Origin of the sequence: Bradyrhizobium sp. B097, assembly GCF_038957035.1 — a bacterium.
GTDB lineage: Bacteria > Pseudomonadota > Alphaproteobacteria > Rhizobiales > Xanthobacteraceae > Bradyrhizobium.
The window spans coordinates 4,522,026-4,546,433 of sequence record NZ_CP152412.1; the positions used below are offsets into that span (position 1 = coordinate 4,522,026).

Sequence of the window (24,408 nt, forward strand, 5' to 3'; positions counted from 1 at the left end):
TGTTTGCGCTGCGGTTTCATCGTATGCGAAACCCATGGTGGATAGCCTCCAACCCCGGCGCTTCGGAGCAGGGCAACAGTCTGTAAAACCTGCGCATTCGAGCCGCAGGCTGTTCATGGCGTTTGAGTTCGCGACGGCCAGCCAATGGCGTTCGATCCTGTTCCTGACGCTGACCTGCCTGGTGCTGTTCCTGCCGGGCTTCTTCACCATCCCGCCGATCGACCGTGATGAGGTTCGCTTTGCCCAGGCGACCAAGCAGATGGTCGAGAGTGGCGACTTCGTCGATATCCGCTTCCAGGACGACGTCCGCTACAAGAAACCGGTCGGCATCTACTGGATGCAGGCGGCGGCGCTGAAGACGATCTCCGCGTTCGGAGTGCCGCGCGCCCAGGTCCGCATCTGGGTCTACCGCCTGCCGTCTCTGATCGGCGCCATCGGCGCCGTTTTGCTGACCTATTGGACGGCGCTTGCCTTCGTGACGCGACAGGGCGCGGTGCTGGCTGCCTTGATGATGGCAAGCTGCGTGCTACTCGGGGTAGAAGCGCGGCTCGCCAAGACCGACGCCATGCTGTTGCTGACGGTCACCGCGGCGATGGGCGCGATGGCGCGGGTGTATCTGTCCTGGCAACGCGGCGAGGATCCGGCGCATCCATCATGGGCGCCGCCTGTGATCTTCTGGACGGCGCTGGCGGTCGGCATCCTGATCAAGGGCCCGCTGATCCTGATGTTCGTCGGCCTTGCCATGGCCGGGCTCGCGATCCTCGATCGATCGGCGGCCTGGTTCTGGCGCATGCGCCCGGTCTGGGGCCTGATGTGGACCCTGGTGCTGGTGCTGCCGTGGTTCGTGCTGATCTTCCTGCGCGCCGGCGAAACCTTCTTCGCCGACTCCGTCGGCGGCGACATGCTGAGCAAGCTCGGCGCACAGGAATCCCACGGCGCGCCGCCCGGGCTCTATCTGCTGCTGTTCTGGATCACGTTCTGGCCCGGCGCGCCGCTCGCAGGCCTTGCGGCGCCGGCGGTCTGGCGCGCGCGGCGCGAGCCGGGTGCGCAGTTCCTGCTCGCCTGGTTGATCCCGTCCTGGATCGTGTTCGAGGCGGTGCTGACCAAGCTGCCGCACTACGTGCTGCCGCTCTATCCGGCGATCGCAATCCTGACCGTCGGCGCGCTGGAGCGGCGTGTGCTGTCGCGCTCCCCTTGGCTGTTGCGCGGCGCTGCCTGGTGGTTCGTTATCCCCGCGTTCGGCGCTGTGCTGGTGATCGTCGGCGCCATCAAGGCGATCCATCAGCCGGTGTTTCCGGCCTGGCCGTTGTTCGCGGTGGCGATGGTGTTCGGCCTGATCGCCTGGTGGATGTTCGAGGACAGCCGCGCCGAGCGCTCGCTGCTCAATGCGGTGATCGCCGCGGCGCTGATGGCGGGCGCCACCTATGGCGTGGTGCTGCCGCGGCTCACCACCGTGTTTCCGAGCCAGGAGGTCGCGCGTGCGCTGCGCAATGTGACCTGCGTCGGCCCGAAGGCGGCGGCTGCCGGCTTCCACGAGCCGAGCCTCGTATTCATGACCGATACCTCAACGCTGCTCACCGACGGATCCGGTGCCGCGGATTTCCTGGGGCAGGGCTCCTGCCGCTTCGCGCTGGTCGAACAGCGCTCCGAGCGCGCCTTCGTGCAACGCGCCGAGGCGATCGGCCTGCGCTACAACGCGCCGGTGCGGATCGAGGGCTACAACATCTCGCAGGGCAAGGCCGTTTCGATCGCGATCTTCCGTTCCGAAGGGACGGAGTGAATGCCGGCGCCGCCAGCCACCGCGGAATCCGTCAACTATTTCGGACGATTGCTGACGCTGGTCTGGCTATCCTTTGCCCAGCTCGTGCGCGCGCCGTCGCATTCGCGCCGGGCCGAGGCGGCGCGACGCTCCGCGCGCCATGGACTCCTGCTCGTCGTCGTCACTGGTGCCGTGATCATCACTCTGATGTATGCGGTCGATGTCGCCGAGATCAGCCTGATGCCGCCACGCGGCACGCCGGGTCTCTGGTGGGTGAAGACGCTCACCGATTTCGGCAAGGACGAGTATGTGCTGTGCGCGCTTGGCTTGCTGCTGACTGCGGTCGCCTTGGCGGCGCCTGCGCTGCGCGGTGTGCCGCGCGCGACTTTGCTCGGGCTAGGAACGAGGCTGCAATACCTGTTCCTGTCGGTCGTGTTGTCGGTGGCGGTCGGTGAACTGATCAAGTGGATCGTCGGCCGCGGGCGGCCGTTTGTCGGCGGCAAGGCCAACGCGTTCAACTTCCAGCATTTCGCCGGCACCGAGGCCTATTCGAGCTTTCCGTCGGGACATTCGATCACGGCATTTGCGCTGGCCTTCGCCGTGTCGGCTGTGTGGCCACGTGCACGGGGCGTGATGCTGGTCTATGCGCTGATCATCATCGCGACACGGCTTGTGCTGCTGGCCCATCATCCGAGCGACGTGCTGGCCGGCGCGCTGGTTGGCGTGATCGGCGCAATGGCCGTGCGCTACTGGTTCGCCGCCCGCCGCCTTGGTTTCGCCATTGATCGGGATGGCACCGTGTTGGCGCTGTCGGGACCGTCGGAAGAGCGCCTTAAAAGGGTTGCGAGGAACGCCTTCGCCCCATAAAAGCGGTCGCCCGATGGCCGGATCGGGCGGGTTCCATCCGCTGCCAACACCAACCACGAGTGCCGATTTGCCTGCTTCCGACCAGACGCCGGTCGCCGTTTCCATCGTCGTGCCCGTGCGCAACGAGGCGGACAATATCGCGCCGCTGATCGCCGAGATCGCGGCGGCGCTCGACGGCCGCTGGGCCTACGAGATCGTCTACGTCAATGACGGCTCGACCGACGCCACCGGCGAACGCCTGAGCGCGATCATGGCGCAGCGGCCCAATCTCCGGCAACTCCGGCACACCGTCTCGTCGGGCCAGTCGGCTGCCGTGCGCAGCGGCGTGCGCGCCGCGCGCGGGGCGATCGTGGCAACGCTTGACGGGGACGGCCAGAACGATCCGGGCTTTCTGCCCAACCTGATCGCGGCGATCGAGAGCGGCAACGGCCGGGTCGGCCTCGCCGCGGGCCAGCGTGTCGGACGCAAGGACACCGGCTTCAAGAAGCTGCAATCGCGGATCGCCAACGCCGTGCGCAGCATCATCCTGCGCGACGGCACCCGCGACACCGGATGCGGCTTGAAGGCGTTTCCGCGCGAGGTGTTTCTGGCGATGCCCTATTTCGACGGGCTGCATCGTTTCCTTCCGGCGCTGGTCCGCCGCGAGGGGCTGGCGATCGCCTACGTCGACGTCGTCGACCGCCCGCGCCATTCCGGCGTGTCGAATTATGGCTTCTTCGACCGGCTCTGGATCGGGATCATGGATCTCGGCGGCGTGTGGTGGCTGATCCGCCGCAAGAAGCCGACGCCGGTCGTCACTGAAGTGACGGGCACTGAAGTGCCTGACGTGACCGAGGTGAAGTGATGCTGATTCAGTTCGGCCAGGCGCTCAGCGCCTATTTCTACGAAGTGTTCATCGCCAAGTTCGACTTCTGGCTGGCGTTCGGCCTGATCGCGCAATTGTTCTTCACCGCGCGCTTCCTGGTGCAGTGGATTTCCAGCGAGCGCGCCGGCCAGAGCGTGGTGCCGATGGCGTTCTGGTTTTTCTCGATGGGCGGCGGGTTGATGACGCTGATCTACGGGTTCGCCAAACGCGAGCCTGTCATCATCATCGGGCAGGGCCTCGCGACGCTGATCTACATCCGTAACATCATGCTGATCGTGAAGAACCGCGCCAAGGCGTCGAAGACGCTCGACAGCTGATCCTCGTGGTCGTCAGTGCGACGAGCGGCATGCTGGGCCTCCTCGACAATCTCGATGGAGTTCAGCACCGGGCTCCGCTCGACATTGTGATCGAAACAAAGCGACGGTCAAACAATCGCCCCAAGGCGTATGGCATCTACGCTTCGTTGTGGGCGTGGCTGCATCCCGAGACAATGCGCCAAGGGATGCGGGGCGTTGATGACCAGCCGTGGCGAACCGACCAAAGCGCGTGGCTATCGATCGGGTGTCCATGATGTTCCGATGCTTGACGAGCCGCCGCTGACCGGCGAGCGCGGCCTGCCGGACCGGCGTGCAGTCAGTATGCGCTGGATGGCGGGGACGATTCTGATCGGGACCGCGGCCGTCGCGCTCCTTGGTGGCGCGCTGCGCGGTGCATTCGGCTATCGCACGCGATTCGCAGCATCGCCGGTCGTTTCACTTCCGCGTTTCACCGGGCAGGTGGTTGACGAGGCGCGGCGCGGCGATCGTCTGGATCGGCGACCAGGCTCGCAAGGCAGTCCGTCGGCGCTCAAGATCGAGCAGCTCAGCGATGCCGGCTCGGTCCGTCGATTTACCCGTGTGTCAGCGCGGCTCGCGGAGATCGATCCCGAACCACAACAGGATCGTCGTCGCGAAGCACCGGCAGACGGCAAGGACGAGCAGCGAGCCAACGTGCAATTGCTGTCGGAGTTACCGGCGATCATACGGGCGGGTCCATCACGCCGCGGGCTGCCGGGCCGCACCAGCTCCTATGCTGACGGTGAAGATGTGCCGCAGCCGCATTCTCCGATCGGGGAGGCTGTCAACGTAACCAACCTTCCGAAGTCGCCTTCCTCGTCGCGTCACCATCGACATGTCGTTATCGCAAGGAGCGGTGACACGCTGTCCGCCATTCTGCGGGCGTTGGCCGCGGCTGCCGAGGACGCGCCGTCGATCCTTGCCGCTTTCCCGTCGCCTGGCAGTCAAGAGACGCTGGCTGGTGGCGAGAAGATCACGATCACCGAACAGGACGGAGACGCCGGGTCGCCCCGCGGCCACGTCGCGAAGGTGTCGATCGAACGGCCAGACTCCAGAGTGTCCGCGGTCGGTCGCACCGACAGCGGCCAGTACCAGGCGATCGTGCCGGAACAGCCGGATGTCGCCGTGTCGAGCGGGAAATTGTTGCGTCAGTCGATCGACACCCACTCCGTCTCCGGCGAGACGCTGCGTGACGGGCTCAACGCGCTTGCACGCTCCAATCATGTCGACGAGGGGATCGTTGCTGAACTCATGCGGCTTTGCGGCCGCGATTTCGATCTCGACGAGCCGCTCGGCGATGCCGACGTCGCCAACATCATCTATGCTCCCAACGAAATCGGCCAGCCGGAGCTGGTCTTCATCGACTTGACGGCCGGCGGGCAGGCGCGCCGCTACTATCGGTTCACGGCCCCGGACGACGGCAGCTCCGACTTCTACGATGAGGATGGTCAGTCCATCACCAAATTCCTGTTGCGCAAGCCGGTGGTCAGCGGGCGCCTTGGCGACGGCTTTGGCTGGCGTATCCATCCGATCCTCGGCGACCGCCGCTTTCATGAGGGCGTCGATTTTGCAGCACCCTATGGTTCGCCGATTGCGGCCGCCGGCGCCGGCGTCGTCGAGACCGAAGGCTTCGAGCACGGCTACGGGAAATATATCCGCGTGCGGCACGATCGCGGCTATGAGACCACCTACGCCCACGTCGCGAATTTCCCGCCCGGGCTGAAGATCGGAGACCGTGTTCGTCAGGGCGAGACGATTGCCTATGTCGGATCGACCGGGCTCTCGACCGGACCGCATCTCTATTATGAGGTGCGGATCAACGGCCATAACGTCGACCCGCTGCGGATGAAATTGTCAGGCGGCCGGCTGCTGCAAGGCGACCTGCTTGGGGCTTTCGATCGCCAGCGGGACAGCATCGACCAGCTCGCGGCGGCCTCCGCGTTTCCACAGCGGCAGTTTGGCTCCGAACACCGGCCGCCGACGTAGCCTCGAAGGCACGTCCGATCAAAGCCGCCCGGGCGCCGGCAGTTCGGCCGCCTCGACCGCATTCGCGCGATCGGCCGCAGTCTCGCCGGCGGCATCGAGCACGGGATAGGCGACCGAGCAGATGTGCGAATGGATGCGGCGAAGGTCGCGCAGCACGTCGAGATGCAGCGAGGTGGTCTCGATGGTCTCGGGCCGGCCTTCGCGCAGACGCTCCAGATGGCGCTCGACGGCGGCAAGCTCGGCCGCGCGCAGCGCCGCCTTCTCCGTGAGCAGCTTGCGCGCCTCGGCGGCGTCGCCCGACATGAACACACCGAACGCGAGCCGCAGCGAGTCGATCGTGCGCTTGTGGAACGCCGACAATTCCTCGGCGCCTTCGGCCGAGAATTGCAGGCGATGCTTGATCTTCTTGGTCGCGAGCTCGCTCAGATTCTTGTCGATGATGTCGCCGATATGCTCGAGATTGATCGCGAATGCGACGATCTCCATGGCGCGCTGACCCTCGCGCTCGTCCAGGCTGCCCCGGGTAAGCTTCGTGACGTAAAGCTTGATCGCCTCGTTCAGCCGGTCGACGGTGTTGTCCATCTTCGACACCTGGTCGACCATTGCGCGATCGTTGGTCAGCATCGCCGTCATCACCTTGCGCAACATGGCCTCGGTGTGGTCGCCCATATGCAGCACCTCGCGCGCGGCATCGGCCAGCGCGAGTGACGGCGTCTCCAGCGCGCTCTCGTCGAGATAGCGTGGCCGTGACGGATCGGTCTCCTGCGCCCGCTTGGGCAACAGCCGCTCGAGCAGACGCGCCAAGTGGTCGAGCACGCCGATGAACAGCAGCGCGGTCACAACGTTGAAGGCAATGTGGAACAGCGCGGTCGCCTTGGCGAGATCCGGCTGCCAGGCGTAGATATGCTCGGTGATCGGACGCAGGAACGGCGCCACCAGCAGGATACCGATGACGCGGTTGACGAGGTTGCCGACCGGCAGCCGGTAGCTCGCCGGATTGTCGCGCCGCGCCCCCTCCATCAACGGATTGACGGCGCTGCCGAGATTGGCGCCGAGCACGAGGGCGAACGCGGCATAGGGCGAGATGAACTGCGAATAGGCCAGCGACATCACCAGCAGCACGCTGGCGACGCTGGAATGAACCAGCCAGGTCACGATTGCGCCGATCAGGATGCAGAGCACGGGATCGCCGGTGATCGCGTTCAGGAAAACGCGCACGCCCGGGGCATTCTCGGCCGGCGCCATCGTGTCGAGCAGGATATGCAGCGCGAGCAGCATCAGACCGAGGCCGATCGAGACGCGGCCGAGATCCTTGATCCGGGAGCGCGGCCCGCTGCGGAATGCGACGAGGCCGACAATGAACAGCACCGGCGCCACGGCGGCGACGTTGAACGACAGCACCTGCGCGATCAGCGTGGTGCCGATATTGGCGCCGAGCATGATCGCAAGCGCCGGCACCAGGCTGACGATCTCCTCGGCGGCGAAGGAACTGGTGATCAGGGCGGTCGCGGTCGAGCTCTGGAGCAGGGCGGTCAGGCCGAGGCCGGCGCCAAGGGCACTGAAGCGGTTGTTCAGCGCCCGAGCCAGCAACAGCCGCAAATCGGGCCCGAAGGCCCGCAGAATCCCGCTGTGGACCATATGCAGGCCCCACAGCAGGAGCGCGACGCCCCCCATCAGATCAAGCAGAACAAGACTTCCCATACTTCCTGGATATCCCGGCAAATTCGAGTCGAAGGGGTCACGCTATCGTCAAATGACCTGGGATCAACCCCTTTTGTTCCTGTCGGAACCGGCTTGTCGGAAGGGCCTGTAACGAGCGCGGGCCGCCAATTGAGGCACTGAGTTCAACTGAGCCGGCCTCATGGTTCAACGGTGAGGCCCGGTAAATGAATCTCGAACATGACCGCTCAATTGCGATTGGTTCCGCTAGGCAGTTTCCAATCTTTCCCCGTTATGACAGTGGGAACGAGAAGCTGTCCAGCCGAGAAGCTATCCAGAAAAGGGCTTGGGGATCAGAATGTTTGTCAATCGCCGCAAGAGCGAACGCCGTGAGTGCCGGAGCGTCGCCAAAATTCAGTTGGGCACAGGGTCGCTGCCACGCGACTGCATGATCACCGATATCTCGGCCGGCGGCGTCAAGGTGATCGCTGAATATCTGGAGATTCCGCCGGAATTCACCATCATCCTGTCGAGCGGCAGTCCGCGTCAGTGCCGCCTGGCCTGGCGGATCGGGCACGAATTCGGCGCCCAGTTCGTCGACTGATCCGGCCGCCAAGCTGGCGGCTCGGGCTGCATCCGGCACCGCTTCTGGGCCGGATGACGGCGAGATGATGGCATCCTTAACCGGAACTTAGGGTTAAGCTGTGAGCATCCCGGAACCTTCGCTGTTCCGAGTCTCATTGATGTCTGACAAACTACCCCGACCTGCAGGCCGCATGCACCGTCTCGCCGGCTCGGCATCTGCCGTGCTCCTGCTGATCGGGCTGTCTGCCTGTCAGACCTCGGGTCCGTCCGATATCACTGGGTCATTGGGCGATACGGCGGAGTCCACGCCGGCCCCAGCCGACCCGCGGCGCGACATCGCGACCTACCACGAGCGCGTCCGCGCCAACCCCAAGGACACCGACTCCGCGCTGAAATACGCCCGGGCGCTGCGCGCCACCGGCCAGCGGGCGCAGGCGGTCGCGGTCATGGAGCAGGCGGTGCTGGCGCAGCCCAGCAACAAGGCGCTGCTCGCCGGCTACGGACGGGCGCTCGCCGACAACGGCAATTTCCAGCAGGCATTCGACGTGCTCGGGCGCGCCCACACCCCGGAAGACCCGGACTGGCGCATCCTGTCGGCGCAGGGCGCCGTGCTCGATCAGCTCGAGCGCCACGACGAGGCCCGCCAATATTACGCGAGCGCCCTGAAGATCGTGCCCGACGATCCATCGGTGCTCTCCAATCTCGGCCTGTCCTATCTGCTGTCGAAAGACCTGCCGAAGGCCGAGGAAACGCTGCGCCGGGCTCGGGATCGCGCGCCCGACGACATGCGGGTGCGCACCAATCTCGCCGTCGTGGTCGGCCTGCAGGGCCACCAGGCCGAGGCTGAAGCCATCATGAAGGCAGATCTGCCGCCCGATCAGGGATCAGCCAATGTCACCGCGCTGAAGCGGCTGTTGACGCGCAGGGATGCGAGCCGCAGCGATACGGACAAGATCCCGGTCGCAGCCAGCCGCCGCGACTAGAGCGCTCTCACGCGAACGTCTGGAAGGCTAGCCGGCGGCGCGGCGTCCATCGCTTCGACGCGACTGCAGCTTCCTGAGGATCGGCGACAGGAACGACTCGCGCGTCTCGGCCAGATCGGGGCGGCCGGTCAGGCGTTGCGCGATCTGCAGGAAGGTTTTTGTGGTGCGGTGACGCGCGGAGACTTCCGCGATCATCTGACCGTTGTTGGCGGCCTCACCGAACAACCTGCAATCGAACGGGATGGTCGCGATCGGCTGGCTCTCGATCGTCTTGGCGAAGTCCTTGACCTCGATCTCGGGCCGCTTCGACATGCCGACCTGGTTCAGGCAGTAGAGCGGCGGGCGGTCGTTCGGACGCGCGGTCCGCAACAGGTTCATCATGTTCTTGGTGTTGCGCATGTTGGCGAGATCTGGCTCGGCGACGATCAGGATGTCGTCGGCGCCGACCAGCACACGTTTGGTCCAGGCGGTCCATTGATGGGGAACGTCGAGCACGATGCAGGACGTGGTCATGCGCATCGTATCGAAGATGGCATCGAATGCTTCGGCGCCGAAATCGTAGACCTGGTCGAGCGTTGCCGGTGCCGCCAACAGGCTCAGGTGATCGCCGCATTTTGCCAGCAGGCGCTCCATGAAGGCGCTGTCCGGGCGCTCGGGTGCGAACACGGCGTTGGCGATGCCCTGCGTCGGATCCTGGTTGTAGTCGAGGCCTGCGGTGCCGAAGGCGAGGTCGAGATCGACCACGACCGAATCCAGCCCGAGGTCGCGCGCGATGGTCCAGGCGACATTGTGAGCGATGGTCGAGGCGCCGACGCCGCCCTTGGCGCCCGCGACCGCGATCAGGCGGCCCACAGAGACTGCTTCCGAGGACGAGAACAGGCCGCAGATCGAGCGCACGACGTCGAGCACCTTGACCGGCCCGATGACGTAGTCGTTGACGCCGCGCCGGACCAATTCGCGATACGGTGCAGTCTCGCCGGGCATGCCGAGCACGACGACGCGGGTGCCGGGATCGCAGACCGTGGCGAGTTCGTCGAGACCGGCGAGCAAATCAATGTCCGGCTCGGTCTCCAGCATGATGACGTTGGGCGTCGGCGCCTTGTGATAGGCGTCGATGGCGGCGGCGATGCCGCCCATATGGACGGAGAGGTGGGCCTTGGCGAGCCGGCGGTCTTCGGCGGCAGCGCGCGCCGTCGTGGCGGTCGCGACGCTGGCGCAGAAAGCCTGCACGGAAATCCGTGGCGCCGGCGCGATGTGGTCGTTGGCGTGCTGCGGCTCGTCTTGTTGTTCGGTCATTTCCCGGCGTCGCTCAGCTTGGCTCTATCGGCTTCGGGGTAGGTGGTCGCGGTGGACTCACCCTTGCTGTATTTCTGGAACGCGACCGACCGGCGCGGCGTGTAGGATGCGGTTTCGGTCCGCGGCTGCACGAGGTCGGACGGATTGGCGACCATCGCAGCCAAATTGTGCTGCGTGGCGCAGCCGAAATTGTCCCACTGCTTGTTCTCGTTGTAGCTCGGATTGTAGATCGAGGGACCCAGGTCGCTCGGCCACAAGCCGCAGGGTCCGGCGACCGCGGCCATCTTCGAATAGCTGAGGCGAATGGTCGGCAGCGCGCGCGGATCGTCGACGCGATAGGAACGCCTGACGATGGCGTGGGCGGGCACGCCCATCGACGCCAGCACGCCGCGGATCTCCTGATACACCGCCTGCGCCGAGCGGGCATTCGAGGTGTCGGCCGGCACGTCGATCGCGATCGCGCCGGTGCCGTCGCGGCGCCAGGTGCGGGCCATCCCCATGACGTCGTCGCGTTGCGTTTCGGTGAGATTGCCGCGGGCGCGGCCCACGAACACGACGATCGACTGCTCGCCCTCGGTGACGGCGATCGGATGCCGCTCCCGGTAGTCGTCGGGCACCGTGCCGGTGGCAATATTGTCGCCGGTCAGATTGCAGCCGCCGAGCGCGATCGCGGTGGCAACGAGGGCGCCGGACAGCGACAGCGTCCTCGCATGGCCGGCTCGTGTGTTGCGGGTCATCATGGCATCCCCCAATCCTTCAGCGCCTCAGTCGATGATGAAGCCGAAATTGACCGGCGTGGCGCCGATCGGCTCGGCACGGGCAGCAACGCCGTAGATGCGATTGACGCGCGCCAGCAGCGCCGACTGCGCGTCGGAGGCCGGGGCGAACCCGTCATCGGGACGGGACAATTCCTTCTGCGCAACCGCGCGCACCACATAGGGCGTCACGATGACCATGAGCTCGGTCGCGTTGTTGACGAAGTCCTGGCTCCTGAACAGCTGTCCGAGCACCGGGATCTGATCGACACCGGGCATTCCGTTGATGGCCTGCTTGGTCTGCTCCTGGATCAATCCGGCCATCGCGATCGAGCCGCCGGAGGGCACTTCCAGCGTGGTGTCAGCACGGCGGGTCTTGATCGAGGGAATGGTCGTGCCGCCCTGGCCGCCGGTCAACGCGTTGTCCATCGAGACTTCGGAAACCTCGGTCATCACCTTCAGGCTGATGCGCCCCTCGGACAGCACTACCGGGGTGAAGTTGAGCGAGATGCCGAACTTCTTGAAGCTGACGGTCTGGACGCAATTCCCGATCGTGCCTGTCGACGAAGTCTGACAGGTGACGCCGGTCGGAATGGGAAACTCGCCGCCTGACACGAAGGTCGCGGACTCGCCGGAGATCGCCGTGAGGTTCGGCTCGGCCAGCGTCTTCACCACGCCCGCGCTTTCCATTGCGCGCAGCGTCGCGGTGACGGTCGGCACGCCGAGCTTGTTCAAGGCCGCGCCGGTCAGCAAGTTGTTGGCGAGCGGTCCGTTGTTGGCGGTGAAGGCGTTGGTGTTGTTGAAGACCACCGCGGCGGTACCGTAGTTCATGTTGGCACTGAGATCGACGCCGAGTTGCTTGACGACATCGCGCCGCACTTCGGCGACGGTGACCTTCAGCATCACCTGGTCGCGGCCGCGCACCACGATCGAGTTGACGACCTTGTCGGGGCCGCCGACCAGCTTGGCTGCGATGTCGCCGGCCTGCTGGGCCTCGACCGGGCTTGCGACCGTGCCGGTCAGCACCACGCTCTCGCCGACGCCCTCGATCTGGACGCCCGGCAGCATCTGCTTCAGCGCGGCACGCATGCCGTTGAGATCGCGCTTGATCGCGATATCGTAGGACGCGACCTGGTTGCCGTCGGCGTCGAAGAACACCACGTTAGTCTGGCCGACCGCGGCGCCGATGATATAGGCGCGCTGCGCCGAGCGGATCACGGCGTTGGCGATCTTGGGATCGGCGACCAGGACGTCCTTGGCTTCGCGAGGCAGGTCGACCACCACCGACTTGCCGACGCCGAGCGAGACGAAGCGCGTCTTGGCGGCGATGCTGCTCGTCACCGTGACGTCCGCGTTCTTGTCGGGATCGGTCGCGCTGGCGAGGGCGGGGATCAGCATCAGGGCGGTGACCGCCGAGACGGACAGCGAGCGGACCAGTGTGGTCCGCCTCGCCAGTTGTTTTGCAGCAATTGTCATATCGAAGCCCCCATCACTTCTGTGTCGTCTGAGAGCTCGGGATGCCGAAACGCACCACCCGAATGCTCTCGCCCCGCTTCGGGGCCTGATCTCTGGTCTCGTCGGTCTTCTCGTTGACGTCGGCGATGCTGCGCAGCGCCAGCGCCAGCGTGCCGCTCTGCCGTGCCCGCGCGAGCGTCTCGGCCTGTTCGGGCTTGAGCTCGAGCGTCACGGTCTTGCCGATGAGGGAGTTGTTGCCGTCCTTCTCTTTCGGCGCCTGGTCGATCGCCAGCACGCGGACGTTGGACAGCAGGATTTCGGTGGTGATGATGTCGCGGCTGCCCTGTTGCTGATCGGGATTCTTGTCGCGTCGCGACAGGATCACGTCGACGCGGTCGTTCGGCAGGATGAAGCCGCCGGCGCCGGTCTCCGGCGAGATTTCCGTGGAGATCGCGCGCATGCCGGAGGGCAGGATCGCGGCCATGAATCCGCTGCCATTGGCCTTGACCAGCTTTTGCTCGCGGATCGGCTCGCCGACGATGAAGGGAGCGCGCGCGATCGAGCCGATGACGTCGTTCATGGCGTCGGCATTGGTGTCGTGGCGGATGAACGCGCTGCTCGCGGTCTCGGCCGGCCAGCGCTGCCATTGCACGTCTTCGGGCTTGACCGACTGACCGAGCCCGATATCGGACTTCGCCACCAGCACCTCGACGGTCGGCAGCTGTACCACTGGCGGCGCGACCGGCGCCGGTTTGCGATCGCCGACGCTCGCGAGATACATGGCCGCGAGGCCTGCGACGCCGGCGATGCCGAGGACCACGATGCGTGCCGTCTTCATGCGATTGTCTGAATGCCCTTAACGCAGAGCAGTCACGTCCTTGCGGCACTGACAGCCCTTCCCGGGAGCATCAGTACGGCCGCAAAAGTATAAGGGAACTTGATGGAAGGTCCGGACAATTAAGGGATTGGTGGGGATGGTGAACGGCGAGTTATCGGCGCCGTCGCATCTCCGCAGAATCCCGGAGATTGCGCGTACGCGACGCGTGCGACGTTAGTCGCAACGCGGCGGCGGCAGCGTCCTGGCCGGTCGGTCGTGGTTAATGTCGCCTAACGCAGCCGGCGCGGAAGGATCAGAGCGCGGCCTTCAACGCGGCGAAGCCGCGATCGAGATCGGCCTTGAGGTCGTCGAGATTCTCGAGCCCGATATGCAGCCGCAGCGTCGGCCCGCCCGGCGACCATTTGGTCGCGCTGCGATAGTCGCTGCAGTCGAACGGGATGGCGAGGCTTTCAAAGCCGCCCCAGGAAAAGCCCATGCCGAACAGCGTGAGTGCGTTGAGCATCGCATCGACCGCGGTCTGCGGCACAGGCTTCAGCACAATGCTGAACAGGCCGGAGGCGCCGGTGAAGTCGCGCTTCCAGATCGCATGCCCCGGGTCGGTCTCCAGGGCGGGGTGCAGCACATGATCGACCTCGGGCCGCGCGCCAAGCCAGCGCGCGATCTCGAGCCCGGAGCGGTGGTGCTGCGCCAGCCGCACCGACAACGTCCGGACCCCGCGCAGCGCGAGATAGACGTCGTCGGGGCCGGCGCAAACGCCGAGCAGGCGGATCGCCTCCTGCACCAGCGGCCAAGCCTTCGCATTGGCCGAGATGGTACCGAACATGATGTCGGAGTGGCCGCCGATATACTTCGTGCCGGCCTGCATGCTGATGTCGACGCCCTGTTCGAGCGAGCGGTGATAGAGCGCCGTCGCCCAGGTGTTGTCGTCGATCATGAGCGCGCCGCGGGCGTGCGCCACGGCCGAGATCGCGCGGACGTCGGGTATCTCGAAGGATTGCGAACCGGGCGCCTCGACCAGCACCGCGCGGGTATTCGGCTTGAACAGCGTCTCGATGCCGGCGCCGATCAGCGGATCGAAATAGCTGGTCTCGATGCCGTAGCGCTTCAGCATGTTGTCGCAGAAATTGCGGGTCGGCCGATAGGCGTTGTCGCACACCAGCAGGTGATCGCCGGCCTTCAGCACGGCGAGCAGCGTGGTGCTGATCGCGGCCAGTCCCGACGGGGCGAGGCCGACGCCGGCGCATTGCGGGCCCTCCAGCGCCATCAGCACGTCCTGCAGCGCCCGCGTGGTCGGGCTGCCGTGGCGGCCATAGGTAAATTCGGCGCGATGGGCGTGGAGGTCCTCGGCGGTCGGATAGAGCACGGTCGAGCCGTGAAACACCGGCGGATTGACGAAGCCCTTCTGGGCCTTGGTGTCGCGGCCGGCCGTGACCAAGCGGGTCGCGGCGTCGTGCGGGCGGGAGGGCGTGGAGCCGTCGGAGGAGGTCATGGTTTGCTGCCGTTGGATTTTAGACTTTTTGCCGCGGCCGTACCGCGTCGGGAAGACAGGGCCACGCCGGGAGGTGTTACTAACAAGACGTAGAAGACGTGCGTCAACCCCTTGACCCGGCTCGTCAGTCGCTATGTGATGCGCCGCAACTACCAGTCGCCGCACGTTGAGGGGCCTGCCGCGACCTACGATCCGTTGCCTGGCCGGTTTGCACGTCAAACTGACTGTCAGATCAGCATCTTTTGCTGCAAGGGATCATTGGGATGGCCCGTGAACGCGAGGCGATCACAAAGCAAAACGTCCAACGGACGACCCTGAAAGGCCTACCCATGAAACGCGTATCCTTGGCTGTTCTCCTTGCCGCTGCCGCTGCCTTGTCGGTCCAGTCCGCCTCGGCGCAAACCCTCAAGACGGTCAAGGACCGGGGCCAGCTGTCCTGCGGCGTCAGCCAGGGCCTGCCTGGCTTTTCATCACCGGACGACAAGGGGAACTGGACCGGGATCGACGTCGACGTGTGCCGGGCCATTGCCGCCGTGGTGCTCGATGACCCGACCAAGGTCAAGTTCGTGCCGCTGTCGGCCAAGGATCGCTTCACCGCGCTGCAATCCGGCGAGATCGACGTGCTGTCGCGCAACACCACCTGGACGGTGTCGCGCGATACCTCGCTCGGCGCCAATTTCACCGGCGTGACCTATTATGACGGGCAGGGCTTCATGGTGAAGAAGTCGCTCAAGGTCAATTCGGCGCTCGAACTGAACAGCGCGTCGGTCTGCGTGCAGACCGGCACCACGACGGAGCAGAACCTCGCCGACTTCTTCAAAGGCAACAACATGAAGTACGAGGTGATCGCATTCGGCAGCATCGACGAAGCCGTCAAAGCCTATGAATCCGGACGCTGCGACGTCTTCACCGACGACGCCTCCGGGCTCTATGCCAGCCGTCTGAAGCTCGCGAACCCGGCCGATCACATCGTGCTCCCGGAAATCATTTCCAAGGAGCCGCTGGGGCCGATGGTGCGCCACGGCGACGACCAGTGGTTCGACATCGTGAAGTGGACGCTGTTTGCGATGATCAATGCCGAGGAGCTCGGCATCACCCAGAAGAATGTCGACACGATGCTCAAATCGGACAAGCCGGAGATGAAGCGGGTGCTCGGCACCGACGGCAATCTGGGTGAGCAGCTCGGCCTGACCAAGGACTGGGTGGTGCGCATCATCAAGGCGGTCGGCAATTACGGCGAGACCTTCGAGCGCAATGTCGGCACCGGCTCGCCGCTCGGCATCGCCCGTGGCGTCAACAATCTCTGGAACAAGGGTGGGATCCAGTACGCGCCGCCGATCCGCTGATCGGTCCGGCCAACGGCTGCCGCGATGAGCATCGCGCCCCGCAAACCACCGCTGCAATTTGCCCTCAGGCTGAAGCGTGCGCTTGGCGGCAAGACCGGCTGGAACGGATTGGCCGCCCAGATTGCCTTCGCCGCGATCCTCGCCTGGATCGCCTACGAGATCGTGGCGAATGCGCGGACGAACCTGGAGACCCAGCACATTGCGTCGGGCTTCGGCTTCCTCAATTACAATGCGGGCTTTGACGTCAATCAGAGCCTGATCGCCTACAACAACTCCGACACCTATTGGCGGGTGTTCTTCGTCGGCTTGTTGAACACGATCCTGGTCTCGGTGATCGGCATTGTCTTCGCCACCGTGATCGGCTTCGTCGTGGCGCTGTGCCGGTTGTCGCCGAACTGGCTGCTGTCGCGGATCGGCGGCATCTATGTCGAGATCGTCAGGAACTTGCCGGTCTTGTTCCAGATCCTGTTCTGGTACCTCGCTGTGCTCGCGGCGCTGCCGGCTCCGCGGCAGAGCGTCTCGATCCTCGGTACGTTCTTCCTCAACAATCGGGGCCTGATCGTGCCGCAGCCGGTCAGCGAACCGGGGCTCTATCCGTTCCTGGCCGCGCTCGCGGTCGGCATCGTCTTGGCGCTGGGCTTGCGGCACCACGCCCGGCGTGCCCTGTTCCAGCGCGGGCAGATGATCAGGATCTGGCCCTATGTGCTGGGTTGCCTGATAGGTCTGCCGCTGGTTTCGATGCTGATCTTCGGTTGGCCGTTGAAGTTCGAGCTGCCGCAGCTGAAAGGCTTCAACTTCGCCGGCGGCGCGCGGGTCATCCCCGAATTCGTTGCGCTGACGGTCGCGTTGTCGACCTACACGGCGGCCTTCATTGCCGAGATCGTGCGCGCCGGCGTCATGTCGGTCCACAAGGGACAGATGGAGGCGGGCTCTTCGCTCGGCCTCAGCCGTGCCGCGACGCTGCGGCTGATCGTGGTGCCGCAGGCGATGCGGGTCATCGTGCCGCCGCTGACCAGCCAGTACCTCAATCTTACCAAGAATTCGTCGCTGGCGGTGGCGATCGGCTATCCGGATCTGGTCTCGGTGTTCGCCGGCACCGCGGTGAGCCAGACCGGGCAGGCGATCGAGATCATCGCCATGACGATGGGCGTCTACCTGCTGCTCTCGCTGATGACGAGCGCGCTGATGAGCATCTATGGCTGGCGCATTAACCGGAGCATGGCGGCATGACGGATCTATCCGCCCCGTCCTTTGTCCGGCAGGATCTGGTCGCCGAGCGTGCGGCGCCGGCCAGGACCACCGGCTTCATCGGCTTCGTGCGAACGCGGCTGCTGAATTCGCCGGGCAACATCCTGCTCACGATCCTCGGGCTATTGCTGGCCTGGTACATCGTTGTCCCGACGATCAAGTTCCTGCTGGTCGACGCGGTCTGGGCCGGCAAGGATCGCACCGCTTGCCTCGCCGAAAAGGCGGGGCACGAGGTCGGCGCCTGCTGGCCCTATATTGAGGCCAAGCTGACGCAGCTGATCTATGGCTTCTATCCGGAAGCGCAGCGCTGGCGGGTCAATCTGACCTATGGGCTCGGCGCCGCGCTGTTGTTGCCGCTGCTGCTGCCGCGCCTGCCGGCCAAGGGCATCAACTCCGGCCTGTTTTTCTTCGCGTTTCCGGTGGTGGCGTTCTTCCTGCTGCATGGCGGCGGCATCGCGGGCTTCGGCGTGAGCTGGACCGCCGGCGTGTTGCAGCTGTTCGAGCAGAGCGTTGGCGGCGCCGGCGATCTCTTGGTCAATCTCAGCAAGAGTTCGGCGATCGCCCCGCTGCCATGGGTACTGGGCAAGCTGCTCGTCCTGGTCGGCTTTCTGTTCCATTGGCTGATCTTTCCGCTGACCTGGCTGCGCGACCAGTTGCAGCTCTCGTCGCTGCCGGTCTGGGGCGATTTCCTGGTCACCGCCGTGATCGTCTCCGCCGTGCTGTTTGTGCTCGGAGGCGGCATGCGGACCGGCCGCAGGGCGCTGATCGGCAGCCTGCTGACGTTCGCCGGGATCGCCGTCGGCATCAAGCTGATGGGGCTCGATCGCGGCGGCTTTCCCATCGTCGACACGCGACTGTGGGGCGGCCTCCTGGTGACGCTGGTGATCGCGATCACCGGCATCGTTGCCTCGATGCCGATCGGGATTGCGCTCGCGCTCGGCCGCCGCTCGAGCATCCCGCTGATCCGGATCTTCTCGATCGCCTTCATCGAATTCTGGCGCGGCGTGCCGCTGATCACGGTGCTGTTCTTCGCGACCTACATGCTGCCGCTGTTCGTGCCGGGCAATTTCGCCGTCGACGGCCTGTTGCGTGCCCTGATCGGCGTGGCGATCTTTACCGGCGCCTATATGGCCGAGGTGATTAGGGGCGGGTTAGCCGCGGTGGCGCGCGGGCAGGCGGAAGCCGCATCGGCACTCGGCCTGTCCTGGTGGAAGACGACGTCGCTGATCGTGCTGCCGCAGGCGCTGCGCTACGTCATTCCCGGCATCGTCAACAGCTTCATCTCGCTGTTCAAGGATACCTCGCTGGTGTCGATCGTGGCGCTGTTCGATCTGTTGGGTTCCCTGCGAGCGTCGTTCTCCGACCCGAACTGGTCGACGCCGACGACGGCCTTTACCGGCTTCGCCTTTGCGGGAATGATCTACTTCGTGTTCTGCTTCGGAATGTCGCGCTACTCGCTGTTCGTCGAACATCGGCTCAACGCTCACCGCCGCCACTGAACAAGGTCACCATGTCCACAACCCCGATCGTCAACATCTCCACGCTCAACAAATGGTACGGCGACTTCCACGTGTTGCGCGACATCAACCTTGAGGTCGGCAAGGGCGAGCGTATCGTGATCTGCGGCCCGTCCGGCTCGGGCAAGTCGACCCTGATCCGCTGCATCAACGCGCTGGAGGAATTCCAGGAGGGCGAGATCGTGGTCGACGGCATCGAGCTCGGCCCGAACCTGCGCCGGGTCGACGAGGTGCGGCGCGAGGTCGGCATGGTGTTTCAGAGCTTCAACCTGTTCCCGCATCTCACCGTGCTCGACAATTGCACGCTGGCACCGATCTGGGTGCGCAACATCCCGAAGAAGGATGCCGAGGCGGCCGCGATGAAGTTCCTCGAGCGGGTCAAGATTCCGCATCAGGCCAACAAGTTTCCCGGCCAGATGTCGGGCGGTCAGCAGCAGCGCGTCGCGATCGCCCGCGCGCTGACCATGAACCCGAAGGTGATGCTGTTCGACGAGCCGACCTCGGCGCTCGACCCGGAAATGGTCAAGGAGGTGCTCGACACCATGGTCGATCTCGCGAGGGAAGGCATGACCATGCTGGTCGTGACCCACGAAATGGGCTTTGCCCGCGAGGTCGCCAACCGCGTCGTGTTCATGGATGCCGGTCAGATCATCGAGTCGAATACGCCGCAGGAATTCTTCGCCAACCCGCAGCATGCGCGGTCGAAGCTGTTCCTGAGCCAGATATTGCGGTGACGTTTGTCGTCATTCCGGGGCGATGCGAAGCATCGAACCCGGAATCTCGAGATTCTCGGTGCGCAGTTGCGCACCTGAGGGTTCGGTCCTGCGGACCGCCCCGGAATGGCGATACCGGTCAGACGAACGGCAGCTCGATCTTGCTGCGCTTTTCCAGCCATTCCGGGACCGGCAGATTCTTCGAACGCATGAAGGCCGGGTTGAACAGCTTGGACTGATAGCGGTTGCCGGAGTCGCAGAGAATGGTGACGATGGTCTTGCCGGGGCCGAGCTGCTTGGCGAGCTGGATCGCGCCTGCGATGTTGACGCCGGTCGACCCGCCGAGGCACAGGCCTTCGTGCTCCAGCAGCTCGTAGATGATAGTCACAGCTTCCTCGTCGGAGACCAGGAACGCATCGTCGACGTTCGCTGTCTCGATCACCGGCGTCTTGCGTCCGAGGCCGATGCCTTCGGTGATCGAGTCACCGGGCGTCGATTTGACCTGGCCGTTCTTGAACAGTTCGTACATCGCGAAGCCGTGCGGATCGGCACAGGCGGTGACGATGTCCTTGTTCTTTTCCTTCAAATAGCGGCTGATGCCGGCGAGCGTGCCGCCGGTGCCGACCGAGCAGATGAAGCCATCCACCTTGCCGTTGGTCTGCTGCCAGATCTCCGGTCCGGTCGAGTCGTAATGTGCCTTGGGATTGTCGAGGTTGTTCCACTGGTCGGCGAACAGCACGCCGTTCGGCTCGGTCTTGCGCAGCTGCTCGGCAAGACGCCTGCCGAGATGCTGATAGTTGTTCGGATTGGAGTAGGGCAGCGCCGGCGCCTCGACGAGCTCGGCGCCGCACAGCCGCAGCATGTCCTTCTTTTCCTGGCTCTGCGTCTCCGGAATCACGATCAGGGTGCGGTAGCCCCGCGCGCTCGCCACGACCGCAAGTCCGATGCCGGTATTGCCCGCGGTCGATTCGACCACGAGCCCGCCGGGCTTCAGATCGCCGCGCTTTTCGGCCTCCAGGATCATCCCCTTGCCGGCGCGATCCTTCACGGATTGGCCGGGATTCATGAATTCGGCCTTGCCGAGAATAGTGCAGCCGGTCAGTTCGGATGCGCGTTTCAGCTTGATGAGGGGGGTGTTGCCGATCGCTTCAATGACGTCTTTGTTGAATGCCATGTCGGGGAATTTCTTTGCCGGTCTGTGTCTTGCTCGCGGCGAACCTAGTGTGCTGATCGAAAAAGGGAAGGGCTTTCGCACTGCGGCAAATTACAGGTCACCACGCTGAACCCGACTGGCACGCACCACATGGGCATCTCGGAGGAGGCTGTTTTGCAGCGGCCGGGTCGTCTGGCAGAATCGTTCTGCGGCCAGCGCTTTTGCGTCAGTTGCGCGCGACCGACCGCGTCAAGGCCTGATGAGGCGGGACGCCGCGCGTCGCTCCGGCGCATGTTGCGGATTCGGAGCAACAGGGCCGAGAAATCCCCATGAAATCTTCGTAAGAAAGATGACTTCCGGCACCGGTCTGAAGCGCGCGGAAATGCCGTAAAAATAGGGAAAAGTCGGCATTCCTGGTAGCCACGAATCGCTTGCGATGCGACGTCGCACAATCGTGACAGGGCTGTCCGCCCTATCGTCCCAAGGATAGGATGGGACAGCCAGGTTCCATTGGAAGCATTACTCCGTGCACGTCACCCAGACCATTGCTGACTGCGTCATTTGTGCGCCACGGGCGAAGTCTGGCTTTGGCGGAGAATGGGTGTGACCCAGCCCGCGTCCGTGATGGCGCCTGGAGGCCGGTTCGGCCTCGCCGTCCGCATGCGACGGCTCGCGGGACGATCGCTTGTTGCGCTCGGCCTGGTCGCGGGTTCAGCCGGCTGCATTCTGACCCAGGACATCCCCGATCCCGCGCTCGACGTGCCGCAGGGCTACAAGGCCGCCCGGCTGGGCCGACCGGGCGACGCGCTTCCGACGCTCGACTGGTGGCGAGGCTTCCGATCCAGGGAGCTGACGCAGCTGATGGAGGAGGCGCAGACCGTCAACCTCGACATCGCCGCCGCCGTGGCGCGTTTCCGGCAGGCTGACGCGCTGGCGCGGCAGGCCGGCGCGGCGCTGCTGCCGACCGTTAATCTCAACGGGTCCGAAACCTATTCACGCACCTCCGGCTCCAGCGCCAGCGGCCTGACCAATGGCGGGCGCGAGGTGGTGAACTACAGCGCCTCGCTGAGCGCGAGCTACCAGCTCGACTTCTGGGGCCAGAATCGCGACGCCGCGCAGGCGGCGGAGGAGACCGCCGTCGCCAACCGGTTCGACCGCGAGGTGGTGGCGCTGACCACGCTGGCGAGCGTCGCCAACACCTATTTCACGGTGCTCGCCGCACAGGACCGGCTGCGCACCGCACAGCGCAATATCGCCAGCGCAGAGCGTATCCTTAATGCGATCCGGGAACGCTTCAAGGCCGGCACCGGCTCCGATCTCGACGTCGCGCAGCAGGAGAGCGTGCTGGCGAACCAGCGCGCGCTGGTGCCGCCGCTGCGGCAGGCGCTCGACCAGAACATCAACGCGCTCGCGGTGCTGGTGTCGCGGCCGCCGGAGCGCGTGCGCCTCGCCGGCGGCTCGCTCAATTCAGTCGCGATTCCGCGCGTGACGCCGGGCCTGCCGTCCGAATTGCTCACCCAGCGTCCCGATATCCGCAGGCAGGAGGCGCAGCTCGCATCCGCCACCGCCAATGTCGGCAGCGCGCGGGCGCAGTTCTTCCCGAGCATCCAGCTGACCGGGACGGGCGGCTACCAGAGCCAGGCGCTGGTCTCGCTGTTCCAGCCGCATGCGGCCTTCTTCAACCTGGTCGGCGGCATGACCCAGCCGATCTTCGATGGCGGCCGGATCCTCGGCAATTTCGAGAACGCGAAGGCGCGGCAGGATGAGCTGCTGCAGACCTATCGCAAGACGGTCGTGCAGTCGTTCACCGATGTCGACAATGCGCTGGTCGCGATCCGCGAGACCACGCGGCGGCTGCAGCTGCAGCGCGACGTGCTGTCGTCGTCGCGGCGCGCCTTCGACCTGGCCGAGCAGCAGCTCAAGGCCGGCACCGCCGACATCGTAACTGTGCTAAACACGCAGCTGACCCTGTTCCAGGCGGAAGACGCTTATTCCCAGGCCCAGCTGGCCCGGCTATCGGCGATCGTGAGCCTGTATCAGGCCTTGGGGGGCGGCTGGGAACCGAAGATGGAAAGACCGGTCGATGCTCTTTAAGCCCGACTCGACGGACGACGAGAAAAGCTCAGCCCCACGCAAGCGAAGCCTGGTCTCGCGTCTGCTTGGGCGCATGGTATCGCTGCTCATCACACTGGTGATCCTCGGCGGGCTCGGCTATCTCGGCTGGCTTGCTTTCCAGCCCAAGCAAAATGGAGGCGGCGGGCGCGGCGCGGGCGCGCGGCCCGATCTGCCGGTGCCGGTGCTCGCGGCCACGCCGCAGGTGCATGACGTGCCGGTCTATCTCGACGGCGTCGGCTCGGTGAAGGCGCTCAACACCGTCACGGTGCGGTCGCAGGTCGACGGCAAGCTGCTCAAGGTGAATTTCGTCGAGGGCCAGGACGTCAAGAAGGACGATGTGCTGGGCGAGATCGATTCCGCGATCTATCAGGCGCAATACGACCAGGCGGTGGCCACGAAGGCCAAGGACGAAGCGCTGCTCGCCAATCAGAAGATCGACCTCGCTCGCTATGAGCAGCTCGCTGCGACCAACGCGGGCTCGAAGCAGCAGGCCGATACGCAGCGTGCGCTGGTCGCGCAGCAGGAAGCCATCATCAAGGCTGATCAGGCCCAGGTCGACAATGCGCACGCCACCCTGAGCTACACCAAGATCGTCGCGCCGATCTCCGGCCGCGCCGGCCTACGCCAGGTCGACCAAGGCAACATCATCCACGCCTCCGACACCACCGGGCTCGTGATCCTGACCCAGCTGCAACCGATCGCGGTGTGGTTCAGCCTGCCGCAGCAGCAGATCATGCGGGTCAACGCCGCGGCCGCGAAGGGCCAGCTCGCGGTCGATGTGTTCGGCAATGACGGCGTCACGGTGATCGATACCGGCAAGCTCACCGGCATCGACAACCAGGTCGATCCGACCACCGGCACGCTGAAGCTGAAGGCCGAACTGCCGAATGCCAGCTACCAGCTCTGGCCCGGCCAATTCGTCAATGTGCGCCTCAAGGTCGAGACCCTGCCGCAGGCGATCGTGGTGCCGACCTCTGCTGTGCAGCGCGGTCCGGCCGGGACCTTCAGCTATGTGATCGGCGCGGACAATACCGTCACCGCCAAGCCGGTGACGGTCACGCAGCAGAACGAGCATGAAGCCGTCATCGCCAGCGGCCTGACCACGTCGGACCGGGTCGTGACGACGGGCTTTGCCAATCTCGCGGATGGCTCCAAGGTCGTGGTCGGCAAGGACGACGGGCCGCCGGCCGCCGATCTTGCGCCGCGCAAGCGCGGCCGTACTCCGGACGGCAAGCGCGGGACGCAAGGCGAGGGCCAGAGCAAGGACCAGAGCAAGGACGCCAAGCAGGACGGGCAGGGCGGCGAGCATCGCGGCCGGCGCGACCACAGCGAGGGCGATCCGAAGGGGCAGACCGGACCGGCGCCCGCGCCGGCGGCAGGGGGCGAACAGTCGGGCGGCGCGCCGAAGGCGCAGCCATGACCGACATCTTGACCTCGTAATGTC

The 24,408-nt window shown here is 65.2% G+C and carries 20 protein-coding genes; 13 read left to right on the forward strand and 7 right to left on the reverse strand.

Translation table 11 applies throughout. From position 1 onward, the window contains the following. Window positions 1-34 precede the first annotated feature (34 nt). The 5 genes from AAFG07_RS21345 to AAFG07_RS21365 all read left to right on the forward strand — a co-directional run bounded on the left by AAFG07_RS21345 (window position 35) and on the right by AAFG07_RS21365 (window position 5,812). Window positions 35-1,780: a glycosyltransferase family 39 protein gene (locus AAFG07_RS21345; protein ID WP_342728955.1), complete on the forward strand. Its 1,746-nt coding sequence runs from the start codon at window positions 35-37 to the stop codon at window positions 1,778-1,780. After that, complete coding sequence (locus AAFG07_RS21350; RefSeq protein ID WP_342728956.1) at window positions 1,781-2,626, forward strand: phosphatase PAP2 family protein; 846 nt, start codon at window positions 1,781-1,783, stop codon at window positions 2,624-2,626. It abuts the gene before it with no gap. A 40-nt stretch (window positions 2,627-2,666) separates the two neighbouring features. Beyond that, entirely contained in the window at window positions 2,667-3,470 is an 804-nt protein-coding gene (locus AAFG07_RS21355; protein ID WP_342729204.1) for a glycosyltransferase family 2 protein, read from the forward strand. Next, window positions 3,470-3,808 carry a lipid-A-disaccharide synthase N-terminal domain-containing protein gene (locus tag AAFG07_RS21360; RefSeq protein WP_212314562.1) on the forward strand — a complete coding sequence of 113 codons (339 nt, stop codon included), beginning with the start codon at window positions 3,470-3,472 and terminating at the stop codon, window positions 3,806-3,808. The genes AAFG07_RS21355 and AAFG07_RS21360 overlap by 1 nt, the downstream gene beginning before the upstream one ends. A gap of 261 nt (window positions 3,809-4,069) precedes the next feature. Then, complete coding sequence (locus AAFG07_RS21365) at window positions 4,070-5,812, forward strand: peptidoglycan DD-metalloendopeptidase family protein (RefSeq protein ID WP_342728957.1); 1,743 nt, start codon at window positions 4,070-4,072, stop codon at window positions 5,810-5,812. A gap of 18 nt (window positions 5,813-5,830) precedes the next feature. Here AAFG07_RS21365 and AAFG07_RS21370 read toward each other — a convergent pair whose 3' ends face one another. Beyond that, the gene (locus AAFG07_RS21370) at window positions 5,831-7,513 is read right to left on the reverse strand and encodes a Na/Pi cotransporter family protein (RefSeq protein ID WP_342728958.1); all 1,683 of its coding nucleotides are present in this window, start codon (window positions 7,511-7,513) and stop codon (window positions 5,831-5,833) included. Window positions 7,514-7,829: 316 nt separating this feature from the next. Here AAFG07_RS21370 and AAFG07_RS21375 point away from each other — a divergent pair, with 316 nt between their 5' ends. Further along, window positions 7,830-8,075, forward strand: a complete 246-nt coding sequence (locus AAFG07_RS21375) for a PilZ domain-containing protein (protein ID WP_021079298.1) — start codon at window positions 7,830-7,832, stop codon at window positions 8,073-8,075. 172 nt (window positions 8,076-8,247) lie between these two features. Further along, complete coding sequence (locus tag AAFG07_RS21380; RefSeq protein WP_342728959.1) at window positions 8,248-9,039, forward strand: tetratricopeptide repeat protein; 792 nt, start codon at window positions 8,248-8,250, stop codon at window positions 9,037-9,039. Window positions 9,040-9,066: 27 nt separating this feature from the next. On the opposite strand, the gene AAFG07_RS21385 is transcribed toward AAFG07_RS21380, so the two are convergent. The 5 genes from AAFG07_RS21385 to metC form a co-directional block, all read right to left on the reverse strand. Further along, on the reverse strand, window positions 9,067-10,335 hold the full coding sequence (locus AAFG07_RS21385) for an AAA family ATPase (RefSeq protein ID WP_342728960.1): 1,269 nt from the start codon (window positions 10,333-10,335) through the stop codon (window positions 9,067-9,069). Then, on the reverse strand, window positions 10,332-11,072 hold the full coding sequence (locus AAFG07_RS21390; RefSeq protein ID WP_342728961.1) for a CpaD family pilus assembly protein: 741 nt from the start codon (window positions 11,070-11,072) through the stop codon (window positions 10,332-10,334). Before AAFG07_RS21390 ends, AAFG07_RS21385 begins: the two co-directional genes overlap by 4 nt. 27 nt (window positions 11,073-11,099) lie before the next feature. Next, window positions 11,100-12,488, reverse strand: coding sequence for a type II and III secretion system protein family protein (locus tag AAFG07_RS21395; protein ID WP_342729205.1), 1,389 nt, complete (start codon window positions 12,486-12,488; stop codon window positions 11,100-11,102). Window positions 12,489-12,579: 91 nt separating this feature from the next. Further along, window positions 12,580-13,383, reverse strand: a complete 804-nt coding sequence (cpaB, locus tag AAFG07_RS21400) for a Flp pilus assembly protein CpaB (RefSeq protein WP_342728962.1) — start codon at window positions 13,381-13,383, stop codon at window positions 12,580-12,582. A 292-nt stretch (window positions 13,384-13,675) separates the two neighbouring features. After that, the gene (gene metC / locus AAFG07_RS21405) at window positions 13,676-14,872 is read right to left on the reverse strand and encodes a cystathionine beta-lyase (RefSeq protein ID WP_342728963.1); all 1,197 of its coding nucleotides are present in this window, start codon (window positions 14,870-14,872) and stop codon (window positions 13,676-13,678) included. A 329-nt stretch (window positions 14,873-15,201) separates the two neighbouring features. Here metC and AAFG07_RS21410 point away from each other — a divergent pair, with 329 nt between their 5' ends. From AAFG07_RS21410 to AAFG07_RS21425, 4 genes are read left to right on the forward strand one after another with little or no spacing between them, the layout of a single operon-like run. After that, complete coding sequence (locus AAFG07_RS21410) at window positions 15,202-16,218, forward strand: amino acid ABC transporter substrate-binding protein (RefSeq protein ID WP_342728964.1); 1,017 nt, start codon at window positions 15,202-15,204, stop codon at window positions 16,216-16,218. Between the two features lie 24 nt (window positions 16,219-16,242). Further along, the gene (locus tag AAFG07_RS21415) at window positions 16,243-17,448 is read left to right on the forward strand and encodes an ABC transporter permease subunit (protein ID WP_342728965.1); all 1,206 of its coding nucleotides are present in this window, start codon (window positions 16,243-16,245) and stop codon (window positions 17,446-17,448) included. Next, entirely contained in the window at window positions 17,445-18,965 is a 1,521-nt protein-coding gene (locus tag AAFG07_RS21420) for an amino acid ABC transporter permease (RefSeq protein WP_342728966.1), read from the forward strand. Before AAFG07_RS21415 ends, AAFG07_RS21420 begins: the two co-directional genes overlap by 4 nt. 11 nt (window positions 18,966-18,976) lie before the next feature. Next, entirely contained in the window at window positions 18,977-19,717 is a 741-nt protein-coding gene (locus AAFG07_RS21425; protein ID WP_029083902.1) for an amino acid ABC transporter ATP-binding protein, read from the forward strand. A gap of 118 nt (window positions 19,718-19,835) precedes the next feature. On the opposite strand, the gene AAFG07_RS21430 is transcribed toward AAFG07_RS21425, so the two are convergent. Then, window positions 19,836-20,870 carry a cysteine synthase A gene (locus AAFG07_RS21430; protein WP_092114509.1) on the reverse strand — a complete coding sequence of 345 codons (1,035 nt, stop codon included), beginning with the start codon at window positions 20,868-20,870 and terminating at the stop codon, window positions 19,836-19,838. Between the two features lie 639 nt (window positions 20,871-21,509). Between AAFG07_RS21430 and AAFG07_RS21435 the strand changes: the two genes are divergently transcribed. Together AAFG07_RS21435 and AAFG07_RS21440 are read left to right on the forward strand one after the other, a co-directional pair. Further along, window positions 21,510-22,943: an efflux transporter outer membrane subunit gene (locus AAFG07_RS21435; RefSeq protein ID WP_342729206.1), complete on the forward strand. Its 1,434-nt coding sequence runs from the start codon at window positions 21,510-21,512 to the stop codon at window positions 22,941-22,943. Then, window positions 22,933-24,384, forward strand: coding sequence for an efflux RND transporter periplasmic adaptor subunit (locus AAFG07_RS21440; RefSeq protein WP_342728967.1), 1,452 nt, complete (start codon window positions 22,933-22,935; stop codon window positions 24,382-24,384). Before AAFG07_RS21435 ends, AAFG07_RS21440 begins: the two co-directional genes overlap by 11 nt. The last annotated feature ends 24 nt before the right edge of the window (window positions 24,385-24,408 follow it).